This window comes from Xenophilus arseniciresistens, from assembly GCF_028023875.1.
GTDB lineage: Bacteria > Pseudomonadota > Gammaproteobacteria > Burkholderiales > Burkholderiaceae_C > Xenophilus > Xenophilus arseniciresistens.
The window spans coordinates 24,289-39,019 of the sequence record NZ_JAQIPB010000012.1 but is presented as its reverse complement, the minus strand read 5'-3'; the positions used below and the strand labels follow the sequence as shown (position 1 = coordinate 39,019).

The following is a 14,731-nucleotide window of genomic DNA, read 5'->3' as shown; positions in this document are numbered from 1 at the left end:
CCTTCGCCTGCCCATGCGCTCACCGCCTTCGCAGCCCGCCCTGCACCTTCGCAGCTACCGCGGCCATTCGGCGCCGCACGACCACGACTTCGCCCAGCTCGTGCTGCCGGTCTCGGGCGCGCTGGATCTGGACTTCGGTGACCGCGCCGCCGCGTTGGATGCCGCGCGCGGCGCCTTCGTGCCCACGCGCCAGCCGCATGCCACGCGCACCCAGGGCCCCAACCGCTCACTGATCCTGGACCTGCCCGAAGACGACAGCGCGCTGGCGCCGCTGCTGGCGCAACTGGCGCAGCGCCCCTTCCTGGCCCTTTCGGCGCCCGCCACGCGGCTGCTGGACTTCATGGCGCTGCGGGTCGAACAGGGCCAGGCCTCTGCGCCTGTGGTGCAGCTGTGGGTGCCGCTGCTGCTGGACACGCTGCTGCTGCAGCCGCCGCGTCCGGCCTCGCGCCTGGCCGCGCTGCGCGCGCGCGTGCAGGCCGACCCCGGCGCGCCCTGGACGGTGGAGCGCATGGCCCGGCTTGCGGCGCTGAGCCCGAGCCGGCTGCACGCGCTGTTCCAGGCCGAGCTGCACAGCACGCCGCGCGCGTGGCTGCAGGCCCAGCGCCTGGCGCGGGCGCGCGAGCTGCTGGCCCACACCCGTCTGCCCATCGCCGAGATCGCCAGCCGCTGCGGCTTTGCCGACCAGAGCGCGCTGACCCACGCCATGCGCCGCGCCCACGACACCACGCCGGCCGCCTGGCGCCGGCACAATGCGGGCCCGGCCCCCGCCTGAGCGCCTTTTTTTGCGCGCCGCCGTGCGCAGGCGAGCCTGCGTCAAGCAAATTGCAGCAGCGCACAAGACGGCCGCCCGCGCATCGGCGCATCCTCCGTCGCGGTCCGCCTGTTCTTGCCGCCCCCGCATGTCTTCTTCGCCTCCTCCTGCTTCCTCGATCCGCCGCGGCATCGCCTGCGGCGCCGCCGCCGGCGCCTTCTGGGGGCTGGTCTTCCTCACGCCCGAGCTGGTGCGCGACTTCACGCCCGGGCAACTGGCCGCGGGCCGCTACCTGGCCTACGGCCTGTTCGCGGCGCTGCTGATCGCGCCGCGCCTGCGCAGCCTGCTGCCGCGCCTGGGCTGGCGCGAATGGTGGGCGCTGAGCTGGCTCAGCCTGCTGGGCAACACGCTGTACTACGTGCTGCTGGCCCAGGCCGTGCAGCTGGGGGGCATGGCCATGACTGCGCTGGTGATCGGCTTCCTGCCGGTGGCCGTCACGCTGGTCAGCCGCGGCGGCGCGGGCGCCGTGCCGCTGCGCAGGCTGGCGCTGTCGCTGGCGCTGGGCGTGGCAGGCATCGGCTGCGTGGGCTATGAGTCACTGGCCGCGGTATCGCTGGGTGGCGACGCGGCAGGGCTGGCGCGCCCGGGCGCGCTGCTGGGCTTCGGCTGCGCGGTGGGCGCGCTGATTTCCTGGTCCATCTACGCGGTGGCCAACAGCCGCTGGCTCGCGCGCCGGGCCGACCTGTCGGCCCACGACTGGAGCCTGCTCACGGGCCTGGCCACCGGCGCGCAGGCGCTGCTGCTGGCCATCCCGGCCTTCGTGCTGACAGCGGCCGATGCGGGCGGCGCGCCCGCGCACAGCAGCGAAGCCTGGTGGCGCTTCATCGCCGTGGTGACCAGCGTGGCCATCCTGGCCTCGATCGTGGGCAATGCCTTCTGGAACCGCGCCAGCCGCCTGCTGCCCTCGACCATGATCGGGCAGATGATCCTGTTCGAGACCCTGTTCGCCCTGCTCTACGGCTTTGCCTGGGAGCAGCGCGGCCCCAGCTGGCTGGAGGCCGCGGCCATGGTGCTGGTCACGGCCAGCGTGCTGGGCAGCGTGCGCGCACACCGGGTCCACGCACCCGCGCCGGCCGCACACGCGGCCTGAAGGCGCGGCGCCTCAGCCGCGCGGCACGCGGTAGCGCAGCTCGACAAAACCGGTGCCCACCTGCCGCACTGATTGCAGCTGCAGCGCGGGCTGCGTGAGCCGGCGCGGAAACAGCGGCTTGCCGCGGCCCAGCGTGACCGAACCCACCTGCACGATCAGCTCGTCGAGCAGGCCCGCGTCGTGGAACTGCCCGGCCAGGTCGCCGCCGCCCACGATCCAGAGGTTCCTGTTCTCGCCCGCGGCCTCGCGCATGGCCGCATGCACGGGGCGCACATCGCCCTGCACGAAGTGCAGCCGCGCGCCCGGCACGGCCGGCAGCTGGCGGGTGGAGAACACCCAGGTGGGCTGCGTGTAGGGCCAGGCGGCGCCCGTCTCGGCCGTCACCGTCTGCGCATGGCGCAGCATCCATTCATAGGTCGAGGCCCCCATGGCCAGCGCACCCACCTCGGCGATGAAGGCCGGGTAGCTGGTGCTGTTGACGTCGCCCAGCGGGAACAGCCAGTCGAGGGAGTCGTCCTCGGTCGCGATGAAGCCATCCAGGCTGGTGGCCGTGAAGTACTGTGTGCTCATCCGGGCTCCAGAAAACACGCGGCGCCGCGCCGCGCTGCCGGCACTCGGTCCGGCGTGGCCACACGCTTGCGCAAGCCAGAAACTTCTCGGGACTTGCGATTATTTGCATTGTCCTAGCGTTTCCTCTTACTTGTTTCCCAATCGTTGCTCCTAGAGTCCGCCCTCTCATTGCGGCCTGCACGCCCCTGAAATGCGTGCCGCAGGTCCGCCGTTTTTTTGAGGGAGAGCATTCATGTTCATGCGCGAAATGGCCCGCAAGGCGCTTGTCGGGGCGGCGCTGGCGGCTTCGTCGATGGGCGCCTTCCCGCAGCCGGCGCCCCAGTCGCTGCCCACGATCCGGATCGGCGTCATCGGCCCCTTCAGCGGCCCTTCCGCCGACTTCGGCACGCCGATGCTCAACGGCGTCAAGCTGGCGATCAACGAGATCAACTCCTTCGGTGGCTATCTCGGGCGTCCGCTGGAGCTGGTCATCAAGGACGACAAGGCCGACCCCGAGGTGGGCCTGAAGATGTCGCAGGAACTGATCGACGCCAAGGTGCATGCGGCCATCGGCTTTTGCAACACGGGCGTGGCGATGAAGTCCATCGACGTGTTCCAGCGCCACACGACGCCGCTGATCGTCCCCTGCTCCACGGGCACCCCGGTCACCGCCAAGTACCCGCCCGCTGAAAGCTACATCTTCCGCAACTCCCCCCGGGACGCCATCCAGGCGCCCTTCATGGTCGACGAAATCATCTCCAGGGGCTGGACCAAGGTGGCCATCCTGGCCGACCGCACGGGCTACGGCGAGGCCGGCCTGCAGGACGTGCAGAAGGCGCTCGCGAAGAAGAACATCCAGCCCGTGCACGTGGGCCGCTTCGACCTGGGCGTGAAGGACCTGACGGCCGAGCTGCAGGAGAGCCGCCGCAAGGGGGCGCAGGTGATCTTCAGCTACACCGTCGGGCCGGAGAACGCGGTGATCGCCAATGGCCGCCAGGCCATGAACTGGAAGGTGCCGCAGGTCGGCGCCTGGCCGCTGTCCTTCCCCTTCTTCATCAACGGCGCCAAGGATGCGGCCGAAGGCGCCCTGATGGCGCAGAGCTTCATCGCGGAGCCCAGCAACGAAAGGCGCGCGGCCTTCCTCACCAGCTACGCCCGGACTTTCAACGTGCCGCGCATTCCCGTGCCGATGGCCGCGGCCCAGGCCTATGACGCCACCTACCTGCTGGCCCATGCCATCCTGAGCCTGCCGGTCGAGAAAGTCAGCGGCCCGCAGATCAAGCTGGCCCTGGAGCAGTCCAAGCGCCCCTACTACGGCGTGGTCACCACCTACGACAACGCGTTCAGCGCCAGCGACAAGGACGCCCTGACCGCGAACATGCTGGTGGTGGGCGTGATCTGGAACGGCGCAGTGACCTTCGCCTACCCAGAGGACGCCAAGCGCAACATCATCGTCCAGCGCAAGAAGGCGGCGCCCGCCAATTGAAGTGAAACGCCCCCAGGCTGCTTCGCGGCGCCCCCCTCTCACCTCCGGGAGGGGGGCGCACCCGGTGGCCGGGCAAAGCCCGTTCCACGGGTGCCCTGAGGGCTTCGCTGCGCTCGCCGGCTGGCCTCCGCCTGCTTGAGGAACCCGATGATCGGTTCCTCGCTGAACTTGCTCTTCCTCATGTCCGCCATTCTTTTGGTTGACGGACTCCTGCTACTTCACGGCGGTTGAGCGTTGGCCAACAAGCTGGCGCGCATCTGCTACGCGACGTTTCGGGACAAGACGCCGTTCGGTGAATCCGAGCGACTGCACAAGAAGATCAGCCGGGAGAGCCTTGTGATGCCGGCCTGAGTGGCAGGCACCCATCGAACACCTGGCACAAGAAATATTTTCTTCCACCCACGCCGCTTGCGACGAGATTGATTGACCCACATGGCCAACCGGGCACTCCCCAGACCGTCTGACGCCGATAACTCTTCCGGCAGCTTGCCTGCCGCTTGTAACGATTGGCGCGACGCTCCCGCAGATTCCATGCTGGCACGGATCACCACAGAGTCCACAACAGATGCCGGATATACGACTGCAGGCGTTTCCCCAACCGCCAAAACATCAATCAGTTTCTTGCCGTTGTGGGGGAGTCCATATAGGAAGGGTTAGGCGTCATTCGTATAGAAGCTCAGCGCTGAATCAGCTTTCGGCTATGTGCTGCTTGCCCTTCTTGGTGAGGCGCCAAGCAGACTTGTTTCCCTTAAGTCCAGGCACCTGTTCAAGCAGATTTCGATCACGGAGTCGGTAGAAGACATTCTTCATCGCGTTCTCCGAGCCTAGTCCCGTGAGAGAGCGTGCGATTGGGTTTGTTATCGACTCATTCGATCGAAGGTAGTCGAGAACAAGCTCTTCGGCCGACGCCAACTTCTCATGTTTGATGTGTACGACAACGGAGTTTGGTCGCTCTTCGATGGTCGGATCTTTAAGTTTGAGCTGTCGCATCGCAGCAAAGGCCGTATTGAGGCCTTCGCCGACATCCTTGTTGGGCGGATTCGGAAACTTGTTGATCACGCGTACCAGGTTGCCATTCCGAGCAAACCGCTCGCTGAGAATGTTTTGAACGGTCACATGGCCGGGAAGTTTTCCTGGGCTTTCTACCTCGACTCGGTTGTCAAATATCCGAATATGTACGTCATCGGCCAGAGAGTAGTCCCTGTGCAAGACGGCGTTTGTAATGACCTCGTGCAACGTCTCGGGCGGATAGCGGACCGCCGTCAGCCCCTCATGCCCTAGAACTTGAAGCTCACTGATGATGCTTTGGGTCAACGCGACTGATTCGTGAATAGCGGAATACGCATGGCCTTCGACGCTCTGCGGGTTGCCAACAAGAGCCTCGCGAGTGCCTTCGGATTGACTTGTCTTGTAGCGATAGACCTTGATCCCGCAGCGTTTTGGAAGGACAGCCTGCGGGAGATCGGCGAAAAGTATCACTCCACCGACGGTCGGCCTATCACCAATCAGCAATTGCTGCTTGCGAAGCCACATGTCCGGAGCGCTATGCGGCACCACTGTCTTGATGAAGTTTTTTGTGACTTCGCTGTCAGTGAGCGTGTCTTTGGGCGTTGCGACGGTTTCGTTCTCGTAAGACGTCAGCCCCTTGTCACGCTCGAGCTGCTTGAGTGCTGACTCTGTACTGATCGGCAGGTTCTGCGCACCGCGGCGTAGATAGGGAACGTCGTCAGACGAACGCACCACAGCAGCAGCTTTCGCGACTGTGATGTGGAGTACAAGTCCAGAGTGACGGGGTGCCTTCAGAAACTCGTATTCAAATCCAACGCCAAGGGGGAAGAGCTTCTCGAACAACTGAATGTGTCCATTGGCATCTTCGGGATCACTAAAGCCTCTCCACTCGAGGCCCCCGTTCTCTCTGTCCTCTCGAAGCCCCACAAATAGTTCGCCGCCGTCGGCATTTGCCAGCGCCGAGATGGATCTACTCAGCTTTGCGGGTGCGACTTCCAGCGCCTTCGCATCGGCGAAGTGTCCTTCAGTGAGCGACCGTAGAAGTTTTGCGTCGGCAGCAGCGATCTCGCGAATTTCGATAGGCATGAGAGTGCGATCCTCCAAAGACACCGCCCCATTCTCCTATAGCGTGTGGAGCGATAGCCGCAGCGTTCGGCCTATGACGCCCAACGAATGAAAGGGACTTCCCCGTCCCGAGCCAGCCGCATTGCGGCGAACGGCAACTCAGTGCCACGATGGGAAGTGCGATCTCTCATCAACTCACTCGGAAGGGGAAGTCCATGGCTATTCTGACCGTGGGCATTGATCTGGCCAAGAATTTATTCGCCGTGCACGGCATCAACGAGGCAGGCAAACCCGAGCTTGTTCGTCCGGCCGTGGCCCGCGAGAAGTTGCATGAGCTGATCGCCGCATTGCCGCCGTGTGTGATTGGCATGGAGGCTTGCTCGGGCGCGCACCATTGGGCACGCCTGTTCACCGCCAGTGGCCACACGGTGCGCCTGATCGCCCCCAAGTTCGTCACGCCCTACCGCATGAGCGGACGACGCGGCAAGAACGACGCGGCCGATGCCGCCGCAATTTGCGAGGCCAAGAACGCGCGCATGGCCTGGGCTGTGCTCAGACACGGAGAGGCATTTGCACTGCCGGCCTGAGCATGCCCACGAACCACTGCGAAAAGCGAAAAATTTGAACTCGACCGCCGCGTGACGGCAAGCGTTGATGACAACAGGTTTGGACCTGCGTGGGAAGTGACCGATTAACTCAAGGGCGGTGCCAGCATCGCCGACTAACGAATGGGTCTCCCGCGTGCGTCTTTCATCAGGGTCCGCAGCCACAGCATGGCTGCATCGATGACCGGTTGTAGTCTGGCCAGTCCGCACCTTGTTGATCTCAGTGTCTTTGCAGCGCTCGGCAGTCAGCCATTAGAGAAACGCCAATACCCGCTGCGCGGGATGGGAGAGATTTGGCTTGACCAATGGGGAAGCCCTTGTAGTTTGAGATGAGAGGCATGACCCGGCTTGCCGGGGCATGTCCTCTCGATTGAAGGGTTAGCCATCAGTCTTCCGGTCGAGGTGTCGCCCGATTGACTTTGACAACAGTTCAAGTGCCTCTGTGTAGCCTTGCCGAAAGTCAACGTACTTCTTGGCCCGCAGTAATGTGGGGACCGTGCAGTCATCGACAACTACTGGGATGACAACAACTCGCTTTTCAGTGACCTCTGTCCAGTACTTCGCTTGCCATTCGTTTTCAACCCATTGCGACGACACGGCACTCTTTGACAGTACGACGACCATAAAGTCGGCATCCTCGATTCCCGCGCCAACTCGTTCCACGATTGATTCGCCAGCAAGAATTTGCCATTCATCAACCCATGGCTGATGCCCAATGGAAGCGAGGTCAACAGCCAGACTTCGCACGAATGTCTTGTCAGCGGAGGAGTGTGAGATAAAGATCTTTGCCCCCCTGGGGCTCTTCACAAACTGGGCTGAGAACATGCGATCGTTGAGCAAGCTAGAAACGTAAGTGAACTCTTCCAGCGCGGCTATGCGTTCTGCCCCTTCTGCTTCTTTTCCGCGAAAGGGTGACAGCAGCCAGGACAGTTGTTCATAGCGGGTCATTAGTTGCTGCGTATTTGGCAACTCAAGGTATTCGACTGGAATGTACGTGTAGTACGGCGTGATAAGGGGATGAGCAAACTTGACGATTGCATGCAGGCGCTTGCGGTGAAAGGTGTCGTCGTCGAACTCGCCAACTCGCCCCTTGTGCTTTCCGCGCAGAACTATGACAGGGCCGTACGCGAACTCGGATTCGGTGTATGGCATTTCTGATGGCTAACTTGGTTATAGGGAGACAGCACTGCTGCATAACACCGCCGTCTGTCTCCCTAACATCAACGCATCCATCGGGCTGCAGCCCGCATGAACGTTGACTTGAACTGCGGTTGACTGTGATTTCATCCGGTATTGTTGTGCCGACAGAAGCGGCACCTCCCTGACGGCGTGAACTGTGCCTCGCATGCGGCGAGGTAGCAAGCCATCGGACAGAGCCGCCTCGGGGAGGCATGATGAGCGTGACGTTTTCCACCGGGCGTGCAGCCCAGCGACCCCAGCCTGCTCTGCCGCGCCTGCCCGCGCTGCAGCCGACGCGGCTGCTCGATCAGGTGCGTGAGCGCATCCGCCTGCTGCACTACAGCCTGCGCACGGAAGATGCGTATGTGTACTGGGTACGCACTTTCATGCGATTTCACGGCGTGCGTCACCCGGCGCAAATGGGCCAGCCCGAGGTGGAGGGATTTCTGAGCTGGCTGGCAAGCGAACGCGGCGCGGTGCGCAGCCCGCTGGACGCGATGCCAGCCTGACCGCGGCCTGGCGCCGCCGGTCGCGCCGTGTCGGCAGGCCGGCGCAGGGCAGGAAGACGCTCAGCGCCTCTTCAGTTCCCGTTCAATCCTTGGCCACTTCCAGCACCAGCTTGCCGAAGTTCTGACCCGAGAACAGCCGGCCCAGTGCCTCGGGGAAGTTCTCCAGGCCCGGCACGATGTCCTCGCGGCTCTTCATGCGGCCGTCCTTGAGGTAGCCGCCCATTTCCGCAATGGCCAGGTGGTAGCGGTCGGCATAGTCGAAGACGACCATGCCTTCCATGCGCGCGCGGTTCACTAGCAGGCTCAGGTAGTTCTTGGGGCCGGCGGCGGGCGCGCTGTTGGGGTTGTTGTACTGGCTGATGGCGCCGCAGATGACGATGCGGGCCTTGCGCGCGAGCTTGGCCATCACGGTGTCGAGGATCTCGCCGCCCACGTTGTCGAAGTACACGTCCACGCCCTTGGGCGCGTGTTCCTTGAGCCCTTCGCGCACCGCCTGCGGGCCGGCCTTGTAGTCGATGCAGGCATCGAAGCCGAGTTCGTTGACCACCCATTGGCACTTGGCCTCACCGCCCGCGATGCCGACGGCGCGGCAGCCCTTGATCTTCGCGAGCTGGCCCACGGTCTGGCCCACCGCGCCGGCCGCGCCCGAGACGACCACGGTGTCGCCTGCCCTGGCCTGGCCCACATCGAGCAGGCCGAAGTAGCCGGTCATGCCGGGCATGCCCAGCACGTTGAGCCACTGGCTGGCGCTGCCCACGTTCAGGTCGATCTTGACCAGGCCGCTGCGCTGGATGTCGCCGCCCGCCACCAGCGCGTATTCCTGCACGCCCAAGGTGCCGTAGACCATGTCGCCTTCGGCGAAGGCCGGGTTCTTCGAGGCGACCACGCGGCCCACGCCGCCCGCGCGCATCACTTCGCCGATGGCCACGGGCGGGATGTAGCTGCGGCCTTCGTTAAGCCAGCCGCGCATGGCCGGGTCCAGCGAGAGCATCAGCACCTTGACCAGCACGCCGCCTTCGGCGGGCTGCTCCACCGGCACGCCGGCCCAGAGGAAGTTCTCGCGCGTGGCGGCACCCTGCGGGCGGCTGGCCAGCGTGAACTGGTGGTTGGTGGCGGCGGTGATGGCTGGATCGGTCATGACGGGTTTCCTCTGGGGATTGAAGCTCGGGCCCGCCTGGGAGGCGCTTCACGCGGGCGGCCGGCCATGCTAGCCAGCCGCCCGGGCGCGCTGCGTTGCGCAGGCGACAGGTTTTTTTTGCTCAATCAAGTCACGCGCGCGATGGCCTGGCCCAGCAGCGCCAGCCCGAGGTCGATCTCTTCATCGCTCACCGTCAGCGGCGGGGCGATGCGGAACACGCCGCCCATGCCGGGCAGCTGCACGATGTTCATCGACAGGCCCAGCTTCATGCACTCGCGCGTGATGGCCACGCCCAGCTCGGGCGCCGCTTCGCGGCTGGCGCGGTCTTTCACGATCTCGATGCCCAGCAGCAGGCCGCGCCCGCGCACATCGCCGATGCAGCCCACCTGGCCTTGCAGCGCGCGCAGGCCATCGGCCAGCCGCGCGCCGGCCACACGCGCACGCTCGACCAGGCCGTCGCGCTGCACCACCTCCAGCACCTTCACGCCCACGGCCGCGGGCAGCGGGTCGGAGACATGGGTGGTGTAGAACAGAAAGCCGCGCCGGTGGCATTCCTCTTCGATGGCTTCGGACGTGAGCACCGCGGCCAGCGGCAGGCCCGCGCCCAGCGTCTTGGACAGCGTGAGGATGTCGGGCACCACCCCATCGCGCTCGCAGGCCAGCATGGTGCCGGTGCGGCCGATGCCGGTCTGCGCCTCGTCCAGGATCAGCAGCATGCCGCGCTCCACGCACTTGGCCTTCAAGGCTGCCAGGTAGCCCGGGGGCAGGTCGATCAGGCCGCCCGAACTCAGGATGGGCTCGGCGATGAAGGCCGCCAGATTGCCGCTGGACTGGCGGTCGATCAGGTCGAAGGCGTAGTCCAGCTCGGCCTGCCAGTCGAAGCGGCCGTCCTTCTCGAAGCGCGGCCGGTACGGGTAGGGCGCGGGAATGGCGAAGGAGCCCACGGCCGCCGGGCCATAGCCCTTGCGCCCCGCGCTGTAGGTGGCCGACGCGGCGCCGCCGGTCATGCCGTGCCAGCTCTGCGCAAAGCTCACCACCTCGTACTTGCCGGTGTAGAGCTTGGCCATCTTGATGGCCGCCTCATTGGCTTCTGCGCCGGTGGTCAGCAGCAGCGCGCGGTCCAGGCCCGCGGGCGTGATGTCGGCCAGGCGCGTGGCCAGCTCGACCACGGGCCGGCTGAGCATGCCGCTGAACAGGTGGTCCAGCCGCTGCGCATGCTCGGCCACCACGGCCGCGATCTCGGGATGGCCATGGCCCAGCAGCGCGCTCATCTGGCCCGAGGTGAAGTCCAGGATGGCGCGGCCATCGGCGTCGTAGACGAAGCTGCCCTGCGCGCGCTCGATGATCATGGGCTCGAAGCTGCCGCCGTAGCGGATCAGGTGGCGGCGGGCGTGTTGCCAGAAGGCGGGATCGTCGTTGCGGGAAGGGGCGGACATGGCGGGCTCCGGAGAAGGGGAATGCCATGGAGGCTACGGACCCGCCAGCCCCAAGAAAAGCTAATATTTCTGAAGCCTGCCATCAATGCCGCTGAAGCCTTGAAGCCCCACCTGGACATCGACCTGCTGCGCACCTTCGTCGCCATTGCGGACCTGCGCACGCTGGGCCGCGCCGCCGAGCGCATCGGCCGCACCCAGGCCGCCGTGAGCATGCAGGTCAAGAAGCTGGAAGAGATGCTGAACCAGCCGCTGCTGCACCGAAGCGGGCGCGGCGTCACGCTCACCCTGCACGGCGAGCGGCTGCTGGGCCACGCGCGCGCGCTGCTGCAGCAGCACGATGCCGCGGTGGCCGACCTGAGCGGCAGCGGCCTGCGCGGCACGCTGCGCTTCGGCTGCCCCGACGACTACGCGGCCGCCTTCCTGCCCGAGATCCTGCGCAGCTTCGCCGGCCAGCACCCGCAGGTGCTGGTGGAAGTGCATTGCGCGCCCACGCCGCGGCTGCAGGCCCAGCTGCAGCGCCACCGGCTGGACCTGGCCCTCGTTTCCACCGCCGACGCGGACGGCGCCGCGCCCGTGCTGCGCCGCGAAGCCCTGGTTTGGGTGGGCAACCGGCACGACCCGGCCGCCGCCCGTGAGCCTCTGCAACTGGCCCTGTCGGACCCGGACACGCTGGACCACCGCGCCGCCTGCGCGGGCCTGGACGCTGCCGGTCGCCCCTACCGCGTGGCCTACGCCAGCGGCAGCATGTCGGGCCTGCTGGCCGTGGTGCGCTCGGGCCAGGCGATCGCGGTGCTCACGCAATCGGCGGTGCCGGCCGATCTGCAGATCCTGCCGGCCGCCGACTGGCAACTGCCCGCACTGCCCACCGTGGGGCTGCAGGTCGGCTTCGACCTGCCGCGCCCGCCCGAGCTGGTGAGCGCCTTCGCGGAACACCTGCGGCGCGTGCTGCCCGGGCTTTGAGGGCGGCGGCCCGGTCGCTGGCGTGCATCGCGCGTCGCCAGGGCGCCATCGCCGGGATTTCAAGCAACTTACACTTTGCGGGCCAGCCTCCCGCCGTGCGTGCGCCGGCCTCCGCCAGCCCCACGCGCCCGCGTGCGCCGTCCAGCCAGCCTGAAGCCCGACCGGGCACAGCCTGAGCCGACGACAGCCGCCTCGCGACGACTCGCCCCTTCCTTGCCGCCCCGCCTCCACCGTGCACGCCACCCGCCGCGCCGCGCCGCGGCCCGGCCCCGGATGGTCGTGGCGCTGACGCGGGCGATGGGCGGCGCGCCCCTGGCCCTGGCGCAGGCACTGCCGGCCCTGGCCGCAACCCGAATCCCAACCTAGAGAGCAAGTGAGAGCAAGTGCAATGAAAGGCAGCATCCATGCGCAGTGAAGACATGACGGCATCCACGCAAAGACGAAAGGGGCGATGGCCCCTGGTGACCCTGGGCATCCTTCTGGGGCTGATCGGCCTGGCCCTGGCGGCCGGCGGCGTGCGCCTGGCCACGCTGGGCGGCTCGTGGTACTACCTCATCACCGGCGTGCTGCTGGTGCTCAGCGGCGTGCAGTTCGCGCGGCAACGCCTGAGCGGCTTCTGGCTCTATGCCGCCGTGTTCGTCGGCACCGTGCTGTGGTCGCTGTGGGAAGTCGGCACCGCCTTCTGGCCCCTGGTGCCACGCCTGGCACCCGTGCTCACGCTGGGCCTGTTCGCCTTGCTGCTGCTGCCGCGCCTGAGTGCAGGCCGCGTGCGCGCGCCCGCCTATGCGGGCGCGGCCGTCCTTGCCTTGGTGATGGCGGCCGGCGGCGCGTCGATGTTCGTGCCGCATGGCGTGGTCGAAGGCCCGGCCGCCAGCCGCCCCGCGGCCGCCGCACCCGCAGCCGCCGAAGCCGCGCCCTGGCAGCACTACGGCCGCACGCTGGCCGGCACGCGCTTCGCGCCCTTCACGCAGATCACGCCGCAGAACGTCGATCAGCTGGAAGTGGCGTGGACCTTCCGCACCGGTGAAGTCAACGGCCCCGGCACCAAGAACCCCGGCTCCGAAGACCAGAACACGCCCATGCAGATCGGCGACACGCTCTACCTCTGCACCCCGCGCAACACGGTGATCGCCCTCAACGCCGACACCGGCGCCGAGAAGTGGCGCGTGGAAACCGGCGCCAACTCGCTGTACTGGAACCGCTGCCGCGGCCTGGGCTACTACGAAGTGCCCGCAGCGGCGGCCACGCCCGCCGCCGCCACCGACGGCACACCCGCCAGCAGCACCCCGGTGGCTGCCGCCGCCGACGCCGCACTGTGCGCACGCCGCATCGTCATGAGCACGGTGGATGCCCGCCTGATGCAGTTCGACGCCGCCACCGGCCAGGCCTGCACCGGCTTCGGCGAGAACGGCTCGGTCGACCTGAAGAAGGGCATGGGCGAGGTGAAGCAGTCGTACTACTTCCCGACCTCGGCCCCCACTGTGGTGGACGGCAAGATCATCATCGGCGGCTGGGTGTTCGACGGCCGCGAGGCCGACGAACCCTCCGGCGCCGTGCGCGCCTTCGACGCCCGCACCGGTGAGCTGGCGTGGGTGTGGGACCTGGGCAACCCGGACCACACCGGCCTGCCTGTCGATGGCCAGACCTACACGCGCTCGACCCCCAACGTGTGGAGCACGCCTGCCGTGGACGAGAAGGCGGGCCTGATCTACCTGCCCACCGGCAACTGCCCGTCGGACTTCTTCGGCGGCCACAAGCCCCCGGTGTGCGACGAGTACAACTCCTCCGTGGTGGCTGTGGACCTGAAGACGGGCAAGGAGCGCTGGAAGTTCCGCACCGTCAACCACGACATCTGGGACTACGACGTGCCTGCACAGCCTGCGCTGTACGACATCCCCGACGGCAAGGGCGGCGTGACGCCGGCGCTGATCCAGGTGACCAAGCGCGGCCAGACCTTCGTGCTCAACCGCCTGGACGGCACGCCGATCGCCGATGTCGAGCAGCGCCCCGTGCCGCAGGGCCACACCGAAGGCGAGCGCTATGCGCCCACACAGCCCTACTCGGTGGGCATGCCCAACCTGGGCTTCGAGCCGCTGAGCGAGGCACGCATGTGGGGCGCCACCTGGTTCGACCAGCTGGCCTGCCGCATCAAGTTCCGCCAGATGAACTACGAGGGCGACTTCACGCCGGCGATGGTCGGCAAGCCGACCATCTTCTACCCCGGCTTCCTGGGCGGCATGAACTGGGGCTCGGTCTCCATCGACGAGCAGACGGGCACCCTGATCGTCAACGACGTGCGCGTGCCGAACGTCGTGCGCCTGGTGCCGCGCGCAGAAGCCGACAAGGTCAAGGCCACCATGGGCCACGGCGAAGGCATGCACCCGCAGGCCAACACGCCCTACGCCTCGCACAACACGCAGTTGCTGTCGCCGCTGGGCGTGCCCTGCCAGGCGCCGCCGTGGGGTGCCCTGAGCGCCATCGACCTCAAGACCCGCCAGGTGGTGTGGCAACGCCCGCTGGGCACGCTGGTGGACAGCAAGACCAAGAGCGGCTTTGCGATGCCCCTGCCGATCCCCATCGGCATGCCCACGCTCAGCGGCCCGACCAGCACGGCCTCCGGCCTGGTGTTCTACGCCGGCACGCAGGACTACTTCCTGCGCGCCATGGATTCGGCCACCGGCCATGAGATCTGGAAGGCCCGCCTGCCCGTGGGCGGCCAGGCGACGCCGATGACCTACGTCTCGCCCGCCACGGGCACGCAGTACGTGGCGCTGTCGGCCGGCGGTGCACGCACCTCGCCCGACCGCGGCGACTACGTCATCGCGTACAAGCTCAAGGGCAGGTAAGCGCCCCTTGCGGTGGCCCTCGCGCTCACCGCGAGGGCGCCCCCTCAGG

Annotated in this window: 11 protein-coding genes and 1 pseudogene; 7 read left to right on the top strand and 5 right to left on the bottom strand. The window is 66.8% G+C overall.

Going from position 1 to position 14,731, the window contains the following annotated elements; genetic code table 11:
- Positions 1-13: 13 nt before the first annotated feature.
- Together PGB34_RS20925 and PGB34_RS20920 are read left to right on the top strand one after the other, a co-directional pair.
- The gene (locus PGB34_RS20925) at positions 14-772 is read left to right on the top strand and encodes an AraC family transcriptional regulator (RefSeq protein ID WP_271430046.1); all 759 of its coding nucleotides are present in this window, start codon (positions 14-16) and stop codon (positions 770-772) included.
- Positions 773-899: 127 nt separating this feature from the next.
- The gene (locus PGB34_RS20920; RefSeq protein WP_271430045.1) at positions 900-1,901 is read left to right on the top strand and encodes a DMT family transporter; all 1,002 of its coding nucleotides are present in this window, start codon (positions 900-902) and stop codon (positions 1,899-1,901) included.
- Between the two features lie 12 nt (positions 1,902-1,913).
- Here PGB34_RS20920 and PGB34_RS20915 read toward each other — a convergent pair whose 3' ends face one another.
- Positions 1,914-2,471: a dihydrofolate reductase family protein gene (locus PGB34_RS20915; protein ID WP_271430044.1), complete on the bottom strand. Its 558-nt coding sequence runs from the start codon at positions 2,469-2,471 to the stop codon at positions 1,914-1,916.
- Between the two features lie 238 nt (positions 2,472-2,709).
- Between PGB34_RS20915 and PGB34_RS20910 the strand changes: the two genes are divergently transcribed.
- Positions 2,710-3,936, top strand: a complete 1,227-nt coding sequence (locus PGB34_RS20910) for an ABC transporter substrate-binding protein (protein ID WP_408647936.1) — start codon at positions 2,710-2,712, stop codon at positions 3,934-3,936.
- A 687-nt stretch (positions 3,937-4,623) separates the two neighbouring features.
- On the opposite strand, the gene PGB34_RS20905 is transcribed toward PGB34_RS20910, so the two are convergent.
- Positions 4,624-6,030 carry an ATP-binding protein gene (locus PGB34_RS20905; protein WP_271430043.1) on the bottom strand — a complete coding sequence of 469 codons (1,407 nt, stop codon included), beginning with the start codon at positions 6,028-6,030 and terminating at the stop codon, positions 4,624-4,626.
- 194 nt (positions 6,031-6,224) lie between these two features.
- Here PGB34_RS20905 and PGB34_RS20900 point away from each other — a divergent pair.
- Positions 6,225-6,533: pseudogene (locus tag PGB34_RS20900) on the top strand (IS110 family transposase); the annotation flags it as partial.
- Positions 6,534-6,992: 459 nt separating this feature from the next.
- Here PGB34_RS20900 and PGB34_RS20895 read toward each other — a convergent pair.
- The gene (locus tag PGB34_RS20895; RefSeq protein WP_271430042.1) at positions 6,993-7,766 is read right to left on the bottom strand and encodes a toll/interleukin-1 receptor domain-containing protein; all 774 of its coding nucleotides are present in this window, start codon (positions 7,764-7,766) and stop codon (positions 6,993-6,995) included.
- 248 nt (positions 7,767-8,014) lie between these two features.
- Between PGB34_RS20895 and PGB34_RS20890 the strand changes: the two genes are divergently transcribed.
- Entirely contained in the window at positions 8,015-8,302 is a 288-nt protein-coding gene (locus PGB34_RS20890; RefSeq protein WP_456300867.1) for a phage integrase N-terminal SAM-like domain-containing protein, read from the top strand.
- 82 nt (positions 8,303-8,384) lie between these two features.
- Here the strand turns inward: PGB34_RS20890 and PGB34_RS20885 are convergent, their stop codons facing one another.
- A complete protein-coding gene (locus PGB34_RS20885) occupies positions 8,385-9,440 on the bottom strand; it encodes an NADP-dependent oxidoreductase (protein WP_271430041.1) in 1,056 nt (351 codons plus the stop codon).
- Between the two features lie 125 nt (positions 9,441-9,565).
- Positions 9,566-10,876, bottom strand: coding sequence for an aspartate aminotransferase family protein (locus tag PGB34_RS20880; RefSeq protein ID WP_271430040.1), 1,311 nt, complete (start codon positions 10,874-10,876; stop codon positions 9,566-9,568).
- A gap of 99 nt (positions 10,877-10,975) precedes the next feature.
- On the opposite strand from PGB34_RS20880, the gene PGB34_RS20875 reads away from it, so the two are divergent.
- Both PGB34_RS20875 and PGB34_RS20870 read left to right on the top strand, forming a co-directional pair.
- A complete protein-coding gene (locus PGB34_RS20875; protein WP_271430039.1) occupies positions 10,976-11,836 on the top strand; it encodes a LysR family transcriptional regulator in 861 nt (286 codons plus the stop codon).
- A 461-nt stretch (positions 11,837-12,297) separates the two neighbouring features.
- Positions 12,298-14,682 carry a membrane-bound PQQ-dependent dehydrogenase, glucose/quinate/shikimate family gene (locus tag PGB34_RS20870; RefSeq protein WP_271430038.1) on the top strand — a complete coding sequence of 795 codons (2,385 nt, stop codon included), beginning with the start codon at positions 12,298-12,300 and terminating at the stop codon, positions 14,680-14,682.
- Positions 14,683-14,731: the final 49 nt, after the last annotated feature.